General features: G+C 65.0%; 14 protein-coding genes. 1 reads left to right on the top strand and 13 read right to left on the bottom strand.

Annotated elements, in window-relative coordinates; all coding sequences use genetic code 11:
* Positions 1 to 58 precede the first annotated feature (58 nt).
* From RW112_RS10150 to RW112_RS10135, 4 genes are read right to left on the bottom strand one after another with little or no spacing between them, the layout of a single operon-like run.
* The gene (locus RW112_RS10150) at positions 59 to 820 is read right to left on the bottom strand and encodes an ABC transporter permease (RefSeq protein WP_317781656.1); all 762 of its coding nucleotides are present in this window, start codon (positions 818 to 820) and stop codon (positions 59 to 61) included.
* Positions 817 to 1,620, bottom strand: coding sequence for an ABC transporter ATP-binding protein (locus tag RW112_RS10145; RefSeq protein ID WP_317781654.1), 804 nt, complete (start codon positions 1,618 to 1,620; stop codon positions 817 to 819). The genes RW112_RS10150 and RW112_RS10145 overlap by 4 nt, the downstream gene beginning before the upstream one ends.
* The gene (locus RW112_RS10140; protein ID WP_317781653.1) at positions 1,617 to 1,988 is read right to left on the bottom strand and encodes a DUF1048 domain-containing protein; all 372 of its coding nucleotides are present in this window, start codon (positions 1,986 to 1,988) and stop codon (positions 1,617 to 1,619) included. Before RW112_RS10140 ends, RW112_RS10145 begins: the two co-directional genes overlap by 4 nt.
* 1 nt (position 1,989) lies before the next feature.
* Positions 1,990 to 2,319 (bottom strand): PadR family transcriptional regulator, encoded by a 330-nt coding sequence (locus tag RW112_RS10135; protein WP_317781652.1) that lies wholly within the window; start codon positions 2,317 to 2,319, stop codon positions 1,990 to 1,992.
* A 221-nt stretch (positions 2,320 to 2,540) separates the two neighbouring features.
* Between RW112_RS10135 and RW112_RS10130 the strand changes: the two genes are divergently transcribed.
* Complete coding sequence (locus RW112_RS10130) at positions 2,541 to 4,520, top strand: amino acid transporter (protein WP_411709902.1); 1,980 nt, start codon at positions 2,541 to 2,543, stop codon at positions 4,518 to 4,520.
* A 27-nt stretch (positions 4,521 to 4,547) separates the two neighbouring features.
* Here RW112_RS10130 and RW112_RS10125 read toward each other — a convergent pair whose 3' ends face one another.
* The 9 genes from RW112_RS10125 to RW112_RS10085 form a co-directional block, all read right to left on the bottom strand.
* On the bottom strand, positions 4,548 to 6,065 hold the full coding sequence (locus RW112_RS10125; protein WP_317781649.1) for an aldehyde dehydrogenase family protein: 1,518 nt from the start codon (positions 6,063 to 6,065) through the stop codon (positions 4,548 to 4,550).
* Positions 6,062 to 6,823, bottom strand: coding sequence for an HD domain-containing protein (locus RW112_RS10120; RefSeq protein WP_317781648.1), 762 nt, complete (start codon positions 6,821 to 6,823; stop codon positions 6,062 to 6,064). Before RW112_RS10120 ends, RW112_RS10125 begins: the two co-directional genes overlap by 4 nt.
* 40 nt (positions 6,824 to 6,863) lie before the next feature.
* Positions 6,864 to 8,177: an NAD(P)/FAD-dependent oxidoreductase gene (locus tag RW112_RS10115; protein WP_317781647.1), complete on the bottom strand. Its 1,314-nt coding sequence runs from the start codon at positions 8,175 to 8,177 to the stop codon at positions 6,864 to 6,866.
* A gap of 2 nt (positions 8,178 to 8,179) precedes the next feature.
* Positions 8,180 to 8,500 (bottom strand): 2Fe-2S iron-sulfur cluster-binding protein, encoded by a 321-nt coding sequence (locus RW112_RS10110; RefSeq protein ID WP_317781646.1) that lies wholly within the window; start codon positions 8,498 to 8,500, stop codon positions 8,180 to 8,182.
* A 48-nt stretch (positions 8,501 to 8,548) separates the two neighbouring features.
* Positions 8,549 to 9,313 (bottom strand): SDR family NAD(P)-dependent oxidoreductase, encoded by a 765-nt coding sequence (locus RW112_RS10105; protein ID WP_317781645.1) that lies wholly within the window; start codon positions 9,311 to 9,313, stop codon positions 8,549 to 8,551.
* A complete protein-coding gene (locus RW112_RS10100) occupies positions 9,306 to 11,183 on the bottom strand; it encodes a PEP-utilizing enzyme (protein ID WP_317781644.1) in 1,878 nt (625 codons plus the stop codon). The genes RW112_RS10105 and RW112_RS10100 overlap by 8 nt, the downstream gene beginning before the upstream one ends.
* Before the next feature lie 47 nt (positions 11,184 to 11,230).
* Positions 11,231 to 12,310: a PEP/pyruvate-binding domain-containing protein gene (locus RW112_RS10095; RefSeq protein WP_317781643.1), complete on the bottom strand. Its 1,080-nt coding sequence runs from the start codon at positions 12,308 to 12,310 to the stop codon at positions 11,231 to 11,233.
* 4 nt (positions 12,311 to 12,314) lie between these two features.
* A complete protein-coding gene (locus tag RW112_RS10090; RefSeq protein WP_317781642.1) occupies positions 12,315 to 13,592 on the bottom strand; it encodes a cytochrome P450 in 1,278 nt (425 codons plus the stop codon).
* 154 nt (positions 13,593 to 13,746) lie between these two features.
* Positions 13,747 to 14,541, bottom strand: coding sequence for an IclR family transcriptional regulator (locus RW112_RS10085; RefSeq protein ID WP_317781641.1), 795 nt, complete (start codon positions 14,539 to 14,541; stop codon positions 13,747 to 13,749).
* Positions 14,542 to 14,636 lie beyond the last annotated feature (95 nt).

Raw genomic sequence — 14,636 nt, 5'->3', positions numbered from 1 at the left:
GACAGGGACCGCCCCAACGAACCCATCTTTTCAGCGCAGGGTAAACAGCAGGGGCCTTTTAGGCGATCTTCCTTCGATATACAGCCGTGGCGGAGGCGTAGGCGAAAACCAGGATGCCGAGGCACCATGCGAGGGCAATCCAGATGTCGCTGCCCACCGGTCGCTGAGCGAACAAATCCTGGATGGTGTTGACGATCGACGTGACGGGCTGGTTTTCGGCGAAGAACCGTACGGGGCCGGGCATGGTTTCCGTCGGGACGAAAGCGGAACTGATGAATGGCAGGAAGATCAGCGGGTAGGAGAAGCCACTGGCACCGTCCACGGACTTCGCCGATAGGCCGGCGATGATGGCGATCCACGTGAGTGCCAGGGTGAACAGCGCCAGGATTCCCGCGACAGCCAGCCAGTCAAGGAGGCTTGCCGAGGTCCGGAACCCCATGAGGAGGGCTACCAGCACGATGATGACGAGCGACAGACCGTTGGCGACCAGCGAGGTCAGAACGTGAGCCCACAGCACGGACGATCGTGCGATGGGCATGGACTGGAACCGCTCGAAAATACCGCTTTGCATGTCCGTGAACAACCGAACGGCGGTGTACGCGATGCCCGACGCAATCGCGATCAGCATGATTCCGGGAAGCAGGTAGTTGACGTAGTTCTCGGTGTCAGTCCGAATCGCGCCGCCGAACACGTAGACGAACAGCAGCATGAGGGCCACCGGCGTGATTGCGGTGGTGATGATCGTGTCCACGCTGCGGAAGATGTGCCGCATGGAGCGGCCCAGCAGCACGGAGGTGTCGGCGAAGAGGTGTGTGCTCATGACTTGTCCCTAGTTGACTCGACCTTGCTGTTGTTCCCAACGGCGTCACCTTTGTCCCCCACCAGGGCGAGGAATATTTCCTCCAGGCTCGGCTGCTTTTCGACGTATTCGACCTTCGTTGGCGGGAGCAGCTGCTTCAGCTCGGCGAGGGTGCCGTTCGCGATGATGCGCCCGCCGTGGAGAATGGCGATCCGATCCGCGAGTTGTTCAGCCTCGTCGAGATACTGCGTGGTGAGCAGCACGGTGGTGCCCTGCCTGGAGAGCTCCTTGACGAGCTGCCACACCTCGAGGCGGGCTTCGGGATCGAGTCCGGTGGTCGGCTCGTCGAGGAAGATCACCTTCGGTTGCCCGATCAGGCTCATGGCGATGTCCAGGCGGCGGCGCATGCCCCCTGAATACGTGGCCACTTTCCGTGAGCCGGCTTCGGTGAGGTTGAACCGCGCCAGAAGATCATTCGCCACGTGTCCGGGGGTTTTCAGGTGCCGCAGTTTGGCAACCAGCACCAGGTTTTCCCTGGCGGACAGGATTTCGTCGACAGCTGCGAACTGTCCGGTCAGGCTGATGGCCTCGCGGACCCTGAGCGGTTCTGTTGCGACGTCGAATCCTTCGACGGCGGCTGTGCCGGCATCCACTCTCAGCAGCGTGGACAGGATTTTCACCACGGTGGTCTTTCCCGCTCCGTTCGAGCCGAGGAGGGCAAAGATGCTCCCCGGTGCCACCTCGAAGTCCACTCCGCGCAGGACGTGCAGGTCCTTGTAGGACTTCTCCATGCCCAGCACGCGGATTGCCGTGGCCGTCATGATCCCGCCTGCTTCGCATTGGCCTTGTCGACCGCTTCGTTGAGACGGGACCGTTCCTTGTCGATCCACCGCTTTCCGCCGTATGCCTGAGCGAAGCTCTCGGCGAACTCGATAGGATCTTCGCCGACGATCTCGCTCACCGGCGTGCCGTCGATGGCGGCGCGTTCCCACAGGTCGGCGAGGTCGGAGAACATTTGCACAATCGTGTCCCCCTCCGTGACCCCGCCGTAGTACATGAAATATCGGTTGAAGGCGTTCGCCACGGCGCGGTAGGGCTCAGGCAAGGCATCCAGCCGCGCCTTGGCCTGCTTGTACTGCTTCTTCTGCTCGAGCGAGCCGGTCACCAGCTCGATCCACTTCGCTGCCATATCAATTTCCTCCCTTACGGAGCTGTTCAAGCCTTTCGGACAGAAAGCCCCATGTGTTCCAGAATTCGTCTAGTTCCTTCCCGCCCTGAGCGTTGAGCGTGTACACCTTGCGTGGCGGGCCCTTCTCGGACGGACGCTTCTCGACGTCGACGAGGCCTTTCTGCTCGATCCTTACAAGCAGTGCGTACACGGTGCCCTCGGCGATCTCGGTGAAACCCTGTGCCCGGAGCAGCGTCGTGATTTCGTACCCGTACGCGGGCTTTCCGGTCAGCAGGGCAAGAACGATGCCCTCCAGTGTCCCTTTGAGCATTTCCGTCATCTGCTTGCCCATCGGATGCCTTTCCAACTACTCAGTGTTACTAGCTACTAGTACATAGTATCGCTAAGTAGCTGAAGGGCAAGGGCTTTCAGCTGGACGCACGGCGCGCGGCGTTAAGAACGCGTAAAGAAAACGCTAAAACACGCCTCGAAGCGCTGTTCGGGGACTACGTTGAATCGCCGAGGTGTCGGACATACCAGGAGCTGCGCCCGATGAACCACCAGGAGACGCAGATGAGCGGTACGGGCCACCAGACCATTCCCGCCGAAGTCAGACGGCCGGGGCCGGAGACCGACACCGGAAACCCACTGGTGCGGTGGCTGCTGAAACACCAGGTCCAGCCTGTGATCGGTCCGGAAAGCCCCGAAGACCACGCTCCACCGCAGGCATGGTGGAAAGTCATGTGCCTGACCGGCGTCGACTACTTCTCCACCTTGTCCTACCTGCCGGCCATCGCGGCCCTCGCCGCCGGAGCCCTGTCCCCGCTCGCCACCCTGCTGATCGTGGCCCTTACCCTCCTGGGAATGCTGCCCATGTATCGCAGGGTCGCACGGGAAAGCCCGCACGGACAAGGGTCGGTAGCAATGCTGGAAAGCCTCCTGCCGTTCTGGCGCGGGAAGCTCTTCGTCCTGATCCTGCTGGGCTTTGTGGCGACATCCTGGATCATCACCATCACGCTCTCGTCGGCAGACGCCACCGTGCACATGCTGGAGAACCCTTTCCTTCACGATTATCTCGACGGCAAGGCCGTGCTCATCACCGTGGTTCTGCTCCTGATCCTGGGAGGTGTGTTCCTGCTGGGATTCAGTGAAGCCGTCGTCGTAGCCATCCCCCTGGTGGCGGTCTTCCTGCTCCTGAACGCGGTGGTCATCATAGCCGGTGCGGCCAGGGTCATCAGCGATCCGGCAGCGCTGGACTCCTGGACCGGGCTCCTGGCCTCGCGCGGCGGTATCGCGGACATCGTGGGACCGGCAGTGCTAGCCTTCCCCCTTCTGGTGCTTGGCCTGTCCGGCTTCGAAACCGGAGTCAGCATGATGCCGCTGGTTGCCTCCGACGGCCAAACACCGGAGGCACGCCTTGCCTCCAAGATCCGGAACACCCGCAAACTGCTGACCACGGCCGCTGCCATCATGAGCGTCTACCTCCTCGGCAGCAGTTTCGTCACCACTGTCCTGATCCCTGCCGAAGCATTCGAAGCAGGCGGGGAGGCGAGCGGACGCGCCTTGGCCTACCTCGCGCATGAGCAACTCGGGGACACCTTCGGCACCGTCTACGACATCAGCAGCATCCTGATTCTATGGTTTGCGGGCGCCTCGGCCATGGCCGGCTTGATCAACATCGTCCCGCGCTACCTCCCCGCCTACGGCATGGCCCCCGAATGGGGACGGGCAGTGCGCCCCGTGGTCCTTGTCTACACGGCTGTCAGCATCCTCATCACCATCGGCTTCAATGCCGATGTCAACGCCCAGGCCGGCGCGTACGCCACGGGCATCCTTGCCATGATGGTCTCCGGATCCATCGCCGTCACAATCTCCGCGTTAAGGAGAGGCAACCGACGATCGGGGGCGGGCTTCGCGCTGCTGTCCCTGATCCTGCTTTACGCGCTGGCCGCCAACGTCATCGAGAAACCGGACGGACTGACCATCTCGGCTTTCTTCATCCTGGGAATCATCGCGATCTCCCTGGTTTCCCGCGTCGCACGGACAACGGAACTGCGCGCAGACCTGATCAGGTTTGACGACAACACCCGCCGCTTCATCGCCGACTCCCTGGACTACGACGGCGCGCTGAACCTTATCGCCAACCGCCGCCAAACCGGCGACACCAGGGAATACGCCGAAAAGGAATATGAGCAACGGGGCCAGAATGCCGTCCCCGGGACCGCCGACATCATCTTCCTTGAAATCGACATCATCGACCCGTCCAACTTCGGGGGGACCCTGGACGTGCGCGGCGTGGAGGTCGACGGCCACCGCATCCTGCGGGTCGAAAGCCCGGCCGCTCCCAACGCCATCGCCGCGATCCTCCTGGCCCTTAGGGACACGGCCGGCGTCATCCCCCACGCGTACTTCGAGTGGTCCGAAGGCAACCCCCTTGCCCACCTGATGCGCTACCTCCTCCTGGGCCGCGGCGACACCCCGCCCGTCGTGCGGGAAATCATCCGGAAGCACGAACCGGATCCCGCCCGGCGCCCGCGCATCCACGTCGGGTAAGCGGACGCCGACGGGAACCGGCTCCCGTTACCCGCGGCGGTGGATGGACTTATAGCTCAGGTAAGCGTTCAGGCCTTCAATCCCGTACTCGGTGCCCAGGCCCGAATCGTGCCGGCCGCCGAAGGGTGCGGCATGGTTGGAGGCGAAGAAGTTGATGCCTACGGAGCCCGTATCCATCCGGTCAGCAACAGCGAGCGCCGCTTCCGGGTCCTGCCCGAACACCAGGCCTCCCAGCCCAAAGTCCGTGTTGTTTGCGAGGGCAACCGCCTCATCGACCTCATCGTATTTGAGGACGCAGATCACCGGGCCGAAGATCTCCTCGCGGGAGATCCGCATGTCAGGGGTGACGTCGGCGAACACCGTGGGCTCGACAAAGTAGCCGCCCTCCAACCCGCCGGCCAACGACGCCGCACGGCCGCCGGTCGTGGCGCGCGCCCCTTCGGCAAGCCCCGATTCCAGGTACTCCAGCACAGTCCGGTACTGGGACTCCGTGGCACAGGGCCCAAAGACGGTGGCGGGGTCCAGCGGATCACCCTGCTTCCCGGCGGCGATGGTTGCCGTGACCATGTCCACTACGTCGTCGTAACGGCTCGCGGGTGCAAGAATCCGGGCGGAGATGTAGCAGGTCTGGCCGGTGTTGCGCATGGAGGAGCGGATCAGCACCTTGGACATGGCCTCCAAGTCGGCGTCGGGCAGTACTATGGCGCTGGACTTCCCGCCGAGCTCCAGCGTGACCGGGCGCAGCAGCTCCCCGCATGCGGCGGCAATTTTCCGGCCCACGGGCGTCGAACCCGTAAAGGCCACCTTGTCCACACCGGGGTGCTTCACCAGCGCATCTCCCAGCCGGCCGGAGCCGGTGACCAGGTTGACGACGCCGGCGGGTACTCCGGCAGCGGCCACCGCCTCGATGATCACACGGATGGACAAGGGTGTGGGCGACGCCGGTTTGATCACGACGGTGCAGCCGGCCAGCAGTGCCGGCGCCAGCTTGATGACCACAAGGTTGATGGGGAAGTTCCACGGCGCGATCAGTGCGCACACTCCCAGGGGATCGCGCCGGACCACGGACTCTCCCCCGCCGCGGGGGAAGGGACGGACGTCCTCACGCTCCAGGTATTCAGCCAGGGTCGCGAAGTAGCGGAAGATGCCTGCCGCGTTGGCCGCGGCACCGGCGGACTCGGCCACCGGAGAGCCGTTCTCCCGGGAGTTGGTCAGCGACAGCTCGTCAGCCCGCTTTTCCACTTCGTCGGCAATCCGCAGCAGATAGGCGGCGCGCTCGGAAGGTGCCAGACGGGGCCAGGCGCCGTCGTCGGAATTATGGAACGCCCGCCGGGCGGAGCCGACGGCGGCGTCCACGTCTTCGGGAGTGCCGTCCGGGACCGAGCCCCAGATTTCGCCCGTGGCAGGGTCGGTGACCGGGTTCCGGCCGGTGCCGCGGGATGGTTGCCAGGCGCCGTCGACGAAAATCGTGTCCACGTGGGTGTGCGGCAGGGAGAGTCCACTCCGGGCTGTCAGGGCGGGAGCTTCAGGGGTGGCGGACGTCATCGGATCACCGCCGTCTTCAGCAGGGCATTGGAGCGGTCGAGGTCTGCGGCGGCCATGTCCACGGCTGCCTGGGTGATGAGTTCGGGCACGATCTCGGTGGCCAGCCTGTCCGTGTAGGTTGCAGGGTCCATCTTGAACCACGAGGAGGCCAGCGCAATCCCGGCACGGTCGAACCGCCATAGCCGGTCGGCGTCGCGCATCAGGGCATCCTCCAGCGAGCGCGCCACGGGACGGGTGTCATGGCCGTCGATGATCTCGCAGACGCTTTCCACGAACGCGGCCGAATAGCCCAGCCCGGGCAGCACCCGGCGCGCCACGTCGCAGCCCTGCTGCTCGTGTTCGTAGCGGATGGCCGCCTTGCGCCAGTCCCCCGCGAAACCCTCCGAAATGATGCGGGTTTCATCAACGTGGGCCCAGCCGGTGTCGTGGAGCAGGGTGGCCACCCTCACCAGTCCGGCGTCGGCCCGGGGGTAGGCCCGGCACAGCCGTTCGGCGAAGGCGAGGGAAATCGGCAGGTGGATGTCGTTGCCGCGGGTCCGGGTCTCGTGGACAACGGCCTGCCACAGCGCGTCGAGCTCCTCAAGGGCTGCGGGGGTGGTGCAGATGGGCGTGGTGTCCACCGGCCCCGGTGCGGGAACGGGCCGGATGCTGTACTCGGCGGCGAAGGCCTCGGCCAACGGGTCCGGATTTTCGGTATCCACAGCGGTGGGGACGGCGCCGGGGCCAGCCTCGGCGACCGGAGTCTTGGGGGTGCTCATAATGCTCCTTCGGGTGGGCCAAGCTGCTGTCTGAGTGCAGTTAGCTGTCCGTGGTGATGGTCTTGAGGGGTGTTGCGGTGTCCTCGGCGGCATCGGCCGGGATGTTCTGGCCCTTGGCCAGGGCGTTCTTGACAGCCATGAAGTCCAGCGGCGCATTGACGCAGTCCGCGGCAATGATCCGGCCCTGGCGGTAGTACAGGACGCTGAATTTGCCGCGTTCCTCGTCGCGCCGGAGCACGGTCCGGTCGTAGCCGTTGCAGAGGCCCGCGATCTGGAGCTTGAGATCGGCCTGGTTGGACCAGAACCACGGGATGCCGGCGTATTCCTCCCGCCTGCCCGTGAGCGAGTAGGCCGCCACCTTGGCATGCTCGATGGCGTTGTTGACGGACTCCAGCCGGATCCGCTCCCCCGGCGTTGATCCGGGGACCGGGTTGGGCATATTGGCAACATCCCCCACCGCCACAGTGGTCCCGTCCGACGCCAGCGCGAACCGGTCCACCACCACGCCGTTGTCCACGGCCAGTCCCAGCTGTTCGGCCAGCTGGGTATTCGGAATGACGCCGATGCCAATCAGCACAATCTGGGCCGGCAGCACCGTGCCGTCCTGAAGTTCGACGGCGGCGACCTTCCTGCCGCCGTCGGCGGCGGTAAAGCGGGACGCGCTCGTGTTGAGCCTGATGTCCAAACCGCGGGAGCGGTGCGCCTGCAGGAAGTACTCGGCGGTCTCCGCACCCACAGCCCGGCCCACCAGGCGCGGACCGAACTCGAGAACGGTGACGTTCTTGCCCATTTTCTGCAGGCTGGACGCGGCTTCGAGGCCGATGAACCCGCCGCCGATCACCACCACATCCGTGGCTTCGCCCACCCGGGCCTTGAGCGCCAGGGCGTCGTCGGCGTTGCGCAGGTACAGCACGCCGTCCAGGTCCCCGCCGTCGATGTTCAGTTTCCGCGCACGGGCACCCACGGTGAGCGCAAGCCGTTTGAAGGGGAACTCCCGGCCGGAGGACCCATGCGCCACCCCGGACCCGTCCGCTTCCTTGTCGATGCGGACGATGTATTCGCCCTTGACCAGCTCCACGTTGTGCTCGGCCCAGTACTCGTTGGAGCGGAAGATCAGTGATTCGCTCTCCACCGTGCCCTGCAGGAACTCCTTGGACAGTGCCGGCCGCTGGTACGGGCGGTGGTCCTCGTCGCCGAGGAGGGTGATGTGCTCGTCGAAGCCCAGGGCCCGGAGGGACACAGCAAGCTGCACGCCCGACTGGCTCGCGCCGATGATCAGGAGCCCCGTCCGTGTGGGGAGGGTTTGTGCCCCTGCTTTGACGCTGGTCGGCTGCGCCGCTGCGTGGGTACCCACGGCTACACCTGCGTTTCCGGGGTGGTGACGAACAGTTCGAGCTCGTCCGTCAGGCGCAGCTGGCAGGACAGCCGGGAGTTGTCCTCGCGGTCCACGGCGGTGCCGTAGAGCATTTCGTCCTCCATGTCCTCCATGGGCGGCAGCTGCGAAACGCAGTCCTCCCGGACGAAGACATGGCAGGTGGCACAGGACAGTGAGCCGCCGCATTCGGCCACGATTCCGGGGACGCCGTTGCGTACCGCGGTTTCCATGACCGAGTCGCCCGCGTTGCCCTGAACGTCGCGGACGGCGCCTTGGGCGTCGGTGAAGTGAACCGTTGGCATTGGTCCTCCTTGGGAAGTGAAGTGATGTGGAAAGGGTGGAGACAGCGCTCAGATGAACTGGCGGCCGCCGTCAACCACCATGGTCTGGCCGGTGTAGTAGGAGCTGTCGGGTCCGGCGAGGAAGAGCGCGGCCCCCACGATGTCCTCCGGCTGGCTGGCCCGCTTGATCGCACCGCGGTCCACGCCGTAGTTCTCGGCGTTTTCCATCAGCCCGTAGCTGGCCTCGGTGAGGGTAAACCCCGGGGCGATCGCGTTGACCGTGATCCCCCGCCGGCCCAGTTCCTTGGCCATGACCCGGGTCATGGCCACCACGCCGCCCTTGGAGGCGACGTAGTGCAGCCATTGCTCGGAGCCGCTGTAAATGGTGGCGCTGGAGAGGTTGATGACGCGCCCTCCCCCCGGCAGGTAGGGGCTGGCCGCGCGGGTCACCAGCCACGGGCCCTTGAGGTTCACGTTCATCACCAGGTCCCATTCGGCCGGGTCAATGTCCTCGAACGGGGTGCGGGTCACCCCCGCGTACACCGCGGCGTTGTTAAGGACGACGTCGATGCTTCCGTTTCCGAACTGTGCGCAGCTTTTCGCGAGGTCCTCCGTGGAGTCCACGCTGGTGACGTCCGCTGGGAAGGCTGCGGCTTCGCCGCCGATTTCGCGGACCAGCTTCGCCGTCTGCTCGGCGCCTTCAAGGTTGATGTCCGCCACCGCGACCCGGTAGCCGCGGCCGGCGAAGCCGAGCGCGAACGCCCGGCCCAGCCCGCCGGCGGCACCGGTGATCAGGACGGTTTTCCCTGCTTCAGGCATGGTCACCTCAGACATGGCTGTGGCTGTGGGCGTGCGCGCCGGCACCGGTGGCCAGGAGTTCCGGTTCCAGCGCGTCGAGGATCTGGACCGTGCCCTTGGTCCCGTCCACCCGCAGCCTCTGGCCGGTCTTGATGGTGGTGGAGGCCGAACCGGTCCCGGTCACGGCCGGAAGTCCGTATTCGCGGCACACGATCGCGGCGTGGCTCATCATGCCGCCGATGTCGGTGACAGTGGCCTTGATCTTGCCGAAGATCGGGCCCCAGGACGGTGCCGTCACGGTGGCCACCAGGATCTCGCCCTGCTGGACCTCGGAGAGCTGGTCGGCGTCGGTGACTACGCGGGCCAGGCCTTCCACCACTCCCGGTGAGGCTGCCATGCCGCGCAGTCCGCCGCCTTCCACCGCAACGCCTGCGCCCAGCCACTGCTGGACCTGCTCGGTGGTGATGCCCCAGAGCATCCGGGTGAACGGTTCGGTGATGGATTCCGGCGGGGTGTTGAGCGCAGGTGCTGGCCGGGCGGTCTTGAGCGCGTCCACGATGCCGCGGCGGCGCTCGATCTCTTCGGGCCAGTAGTCCGGGCCGATCGGCTTGGCGCCGACGCCCCAGCCGGTCACGAGATCGAAGAGGGCGTCGCGGACTTCGTTGCGGCCCAGGTAGAGGAGGTCGTCCGGTTCGGTCCAGAAGCCCTCGGCGTGCATCATGCGGGAGAGCTCACGGATCTTGCGCCAGAAGACGCCCATGGTCCAGTGCTCGATGTAGAAGTTGTGGTTCTCCACGTAGGGGTAGGCGGTGGCGGCGAGGCCGCGCTTGGCGTCGAAGATTGCCTGGTTTTCGCCTTCGAGCAGGTCGCGGTATTCCTCGATGATGCGGTCCCGTTCAATGATCAGGGCTTCGACGGGGCGCATGATTTCCTGGCCGTCGTCCACGCGGCGGATGTAGTCCGCAATGTAGCCGAGCGGGATTTCCTGGTGTTCGTTCCAGTACTTGTCGTGGCCGTAGAAGCCATTACCCACCGTGAAGTTGAACCACGGGTCCTTGGCGCCTTCATACTGGGCGATCCAGCGGTCCCCGCCCGGAGCGGCTGCGACGGCACCCAAGGTGGCATCGACGTCGTCCGTGTTGCCAAAGTGGGCCTGGAGTCCCAGTTCCACGGCCAGCTTGGCGAGTCCCTTGAGTTCGTCGTCCGGGCGGAACAGTTCCATGTCCACGCCCTGCACCATGGTGGCGATCGACTGGTCCGGGACGTTCGGGAAGACCTGCTTGCAGAAGTTGAAGAAGTCCAGGTACGCGATGTAGCCCAGGTTGAGGAACTCGAAGTGGTACTGCCAGTTCTGGTAGGCCAGCTGGATCAGCCGGTCGTAGCTTTCCAGCAGCTTTTCGGAACCGTCCTTGCCCTTGCCGGTAACGATGTCCTCCATGGGGACCATGTCCGGAAGTTTGGGGAAGGAAATGGTTTCCATCTCGGCGATGGTGCCCTTGACTTTGACGTGCCACTCCTTGAGCAGCTGCTCCCAGTTCTGGAAGTAGTGGCCCACGCGCTGCTCGAACAGCGGCACACGGGCGCCGATCTGGTCTTCCGGCACAGGGATGGGTGACATATAGAGGTAGCCCAGGTGGATGCGGAACTCGATGCCGTTGGCGTTGGGGATCATCAGGTGCCGGGCGTTGTACTGGCCCAGGCACTTGACCGCGAACTCGCCGCCGATGGTTTCAAAGGGCTTGAAGACGGTGGGCCAGTGCTGGCTGTCGCAGAACCAGAACTTGGCGTCCTCCTGTTCCTTGAGCTTGTCCTGGAACACGAGGTAGTAGGGGTAGATCTTTTCCCATCCCTCGGCGCCGGCGGGTACCGGAAGCTCGGAGGGTTTCGGGAAGGATTTCAGGGACATGGCGGTCCTTTCAAGAGGGCTCGGCGGTGAGCCTTGTGTGTGGAGCCTTAGGCAGAGGGGTTAAGTGATGGCGCGCTGAATCCGCTGAAGTAGCCGCCGGAGACGACGGGCTGCGGGGCGGTGTGCACGGCCGGCTTGGAGGAATGAACGGTCTCCGGGCGGGACTGGAGCAGCAGCAGGTTGTCGCCGTCGGGCAGGTCCGCGTCGAGGGCCCATTCGATGTCCTGGGGGCACTTGTAGTGTTTCTCGGCCCGCTTGGCCATCCGGGCGACGGCGGTGAGTTCCGCATCCGTGAGGCTGCGGCGGCCGCGGCGTTCGGCGTCGACCTCGCGTTCCACCAGGCGCTTGGCGCCGGCGTCGGGGACCAGTTCGGCGTGCTTGTCGCCGAGGTGTTCGCTGACGACGGCGAGCGTCACCTTGTCCAGCAGGATGTTGTCCGGGGTGACCTGGCCGGACACCACCATCTCCCCCACCCCGTAGGACGAGTCGATGGTGATCTTGGAGCGGTCACCGTTGGTGGGGTCCATGGTGATGGCGACGCCGGACACCTTGGAATTGACCATCTTCTGCACTACGACGGCCATCGACAGGCCCTCGTTGGGGATGCTGTTCTTGAGCCGGTAGATGATGGCGCGGGAGGTGAAGAGCGAGGCCCAGCACTGGCGGATGTGCTCGGTGACCGCTTTGACCCCGTCGAGCCACAGGTAGGTATCCTGCTGGCCGGCAAAGGAGGCGTCGGGCAGGTCCTCGGCGGTGGCGCTGGAGCGGACGGCCACCGGCACCGGAGCGTCGAAGCGCGACATCAGGGCTTCGTACGCGCCGACGGTCAGGGCGCGCATGGCCTGCGGCACGGGCCGGGAGCAGATGTCCTCGCGGATGGCGGCGGACACCTTGTCGACCTGGCCCATGTCCTCCGGATCCAGATCGGCGAGGAGCTGGTGGATGTGCCGGGTGATGCCTGCTTCGTCCATGAACGCATCGAACTGGGCGGTGGTGACCACAAAGCCGGGCGGGACGGGCATGCCGGCGGAGGTCATGGTGACCAGGGAAGCGCCCTTGCCCCCAAGGTTTTCAAGCTCAGGTTCGATGCCGCCGTCGAAGAACTGGATGTATTCATTGCTTTGCATGGGGTCAGGCCTTCCAGGTAACAGGAACGGTCTCGGGTACACGGAAGGAGAGGTTCTCGCGGAAGGCGATGGCTTCCGGGTCCTCGAGCTGCAGCTCCGGGGCGAGCCGGGCCACTTCCTCGAGCGCGATTTTGGCCTGGAGCTTGGCGAGCATGTTGCCCAGGCAGTAGTGGATTCCGAAGCCGAAGGAGAGGTGCTCGCGGGCTTTGGGGCGGGTGATGTCGAACTCTTCGCCGGCTTCGAACTTGCTTTCGTCGCGGTTGGCGGAGCCCATCAGGAGCAGCAGCTGCGAACCCTCCTCGATGGGCACCCCTCCCACCTCGGTGTCTTTCAGGGCCTTGCGGCGCCAGCCGACGATCGAGCCGGCGTAGCGGAGGACCTCGTCGATCGCTGCGGGGATTTTCTTGGGGTCTTCGACCAGCTGCTGCCACTGCGCAGGACGGGCCAGCAGCTCCCGCAGGGCGTTGGCGATCAGCGTGGTGGTGGTTTCGTGACCGGCGAAGAGCAGGCTGTAGAGGACCGAGGCGATCTCATGGTCCGAGATTTCCGCGCCTTCGTGCTGTGCCTTCACGAGGTCAGCGGTGAGGTTGTCCCCGCCTTCCTCATGGGCCACGCGGACCAGGCGCAGGCATTCCTGCCAGTATTCGACCAGGTTGCGGGCGTGCGGGACCTGTTCCTCATCGCTCAGGTCACCCCACGTCATGGCGGCGCGGGAATCGCTCCAGCGCTTGAAGGTGTCCACCTGGGTAACGTCCGCGCCGATCAGGGTGAGGATGGTGATGGTGGGGACGTCGTAGGCGAGGTCCTTGACCATGTCGCCGCGGCGTTCCGGGCGGGCCAGCATCCGTTCGAGCAGTGCCACGACGTTCTGCCGGATGAAGGGCTCCAGTGCTTTGTAGCGGCGGGGCGTGAAGGCCTTCTGCACCACGGCGCGGATCCGGGTGTGCTCCGGCGGGCGGCGGGCGGAAAGTCCGGAGTAGGCGGTGAAGCCGCCGTCTTCCATGATCTTTTTCGCGGCGGGTCCGCGCTCGCGGACCGGGGCCTGGGCGTTTTCGCTGGAGAAGGTTTCCCAGTCCTCAAAAACGGCCTTGATGTCGTCGTAGCGGGAGACAACGTAGAGACCGACGCGCTCATCGAACATCACTGGCTGTTCGGCCCGGAGCTCGGCATAGGCAACGAAAGGGTCCTTCATCTGGAAGGGCTCATAGCCGTGGTGTCCGGCGGGGGCTTCGGCGCCGTATCCGAAGGGACAGCGGCCGGCCGTTTCTGTCGACGATGACATGGGGCTCCTTGAAAAGTGGTTCCGCCCGGCACCGTCAACGGTGCCCGGGGTTCTTACGGACCAGTGTGGTCCACCTCACCTCGGGATAACAGCTTTGACTTCCACTGAGCGGAAGGCAATGTCAGACCCGGCCCGGCGTCGTCGCTTTGACCCGTCAGTCCCTTGCTCCGCGATGCACGCCAATCAACGTTTCCAGCGGAATCCGTGCAGTGGCACGCTCAATCTGGGCCGATATGCCCTTGAGGACGGGAAGGTGCCTGGTCATGGTGGATGCCTGCGATGTGGGCAGCACGAGGCCCAGTCCGGCGCCGATTCTGCCGGTGTGGAAAACCGGGACCGCAATGGAACACGATCCGAGCCGCATCTCCTCCATGGTGGTGGCGTAGCCCTGTTCCCGGATCTGGATCAGCTCTTCCGCAAACCGCCGCGGGTCAATGTGGGTATGGGCGGTGGGCCGCTCGAGGTCGCGGTTGAGGTAGGCGTCCCGGACCCACTCGTCCTCGAACGCAAGGATGACTTTCCCGACGGCTGTGGCGTGCATGGGAAGGCGGCCGCCGACGCGGGAGGCCCGGGGCACGCGCTTGGAACCGTAGACCCGGTCGATGTAAAGGACCTCATGTCCCGCCCGGATGGCCAGGTGCGCTGTCTCGCCTGTCAGGGAGAACAGGTCCTGGATGTAGGGACGGGCAGCTTCGCGGAGCTGCCGTCCGGTGTTCTGGGCAAGTTCCCACAGCCGGATGCCCAGCTGGTAGCGGCCGTTGGGTTCGCGCGTCAGGAAACCCCAGTCCGTGAGTTCGTTGACCAGACGGTGTGCGGTGCTCAGCGGCAGCCCTGATTGTTCCGCAATGTCGGTCAGGCTCATTGCGCCGCGGGATTTCTCGAATGCTTCCAGGATGGCCAGGACCTTGGACGTCACGGAACGGCCAGGTTCGCGGCTGCCGCCGGCCATCGCTGCTCCTTTGCGTACGTTCCGATTGCAGGACCGCCTCCGGCAGTCCGATCAGAGTCTAGTCTTCCCGCGCCGGCCTTGACGCAGAATGACCC

The organism is Arthrobacter sp. B10-11, assembly GCF_033142195.1.
Lineage (GTDB): Bacteria > Actinomycetota > Actinomycetes > Actinomycetales > Micrococcaceae > Arthrobacter > Arthrobacter oryzae_C.
The sequence above is the reverse complement of the archived record's forward strand: the minus strand, read 5'-3'. Positions and strand labels throughout refer to the sequence as shown.

Excerpts from the sequence above, each read along its gene's own strand:
- RW112_RS10150 (WP_317781656.1), bottom strand. The coding sequence starts at position 820 with ATGAGCACACACCTCTTCGCCGACACCTCCGTGCTGCTGGGCCGCTCC.
- RW112_RS10145 (WP_317781654.1), bottom strand. The coding sequence starts at position 1,620 with ATGACGGCCACGGCAATCCGCGTGCTGGGCATGGAGAAGTCCTACAAG.
- RW112_RS10140 (WP_317781653.1), bottom strand. The coding sequence starts at position 1,988 with ATGGCAGCGAAGTGGATCGAGCTGGTGACCGGCTCGCTCGAGCAGAAG.
- RW112_RS10135 (WP_317781652.1), bottom strand. The coding sequence starts at position 2,319 with ATGGGCAAGCAGATGACGGAAATGCTCAAAGGGACACTGGAGGGCATC.
- RW112_RS10130 (WP_411709902.1), top strand. The coding sequence starts at position 2,541 with ATGAGCGGTACGGGCCACCAGACCATTCCCGCCGAAGTCAGACGGCCG.
- RW112_RS10125 (WP_317781649.1), bottom strand. The coding sequence starts at position 6,065 with ATGACGTCCGCCACCCCTGAAGCTCCCGCCCTGACAGCCCGGAGTGGA.
- RW112_RS10120 (WP_317781648.1), bottom strand. The coding sequence starts at position 6,823 with ATGAGCACCCCCAAGACTCCGGTCGCCGAGGCTGGCCCCGGCGCCGTC.
- RW112_RS10110 (WP_317781646.1), bottom strand. The coding sequence starts at position 8,500 with ATGCCAACGGTTCACTTCACCGACGCCCAAGGCGCCGTCCGCGACGTT.
- RW112_RS10105 (WP_317781645.1), bottom strand. The coding sequence starts at position 9,313 with ATGTCTGAGGTGACCATGCCTGAAGCAGGGAAAACCGTCCTGATCACC.
- RW112_RS10100 (WP_317781644.1), bottom strand. The coding sequence starts at position 11,183 with ATGTCCCTGAAATCCTTCCCGAAACCCTCCGAGCTTCCGGTACCCGCC.
- RW112_RS10095 (WP_317781643.1), bottom strand. The coding sequence starts at position 12,310 with ATGCAAAGCAATGAATACATCCAGTTCTTCGACGGCGGCATCGAACCT.
- RW112_RS10090 (WP_317781642.1), bottom strand. The coding sequence starts at position 13,592 with ATGTCATCGTCGACAGAAACGGCCGGCCGCTGTCCCTTCGGATACGGC.
- RW112_RS10085 (WP_317781641.1), bottom strand. The coding sequence starts at position 14,541 with ATGGCCGGCGGCAGCCGCGAACCTGGCCGTTCCGTGACGTCCAAGGTC.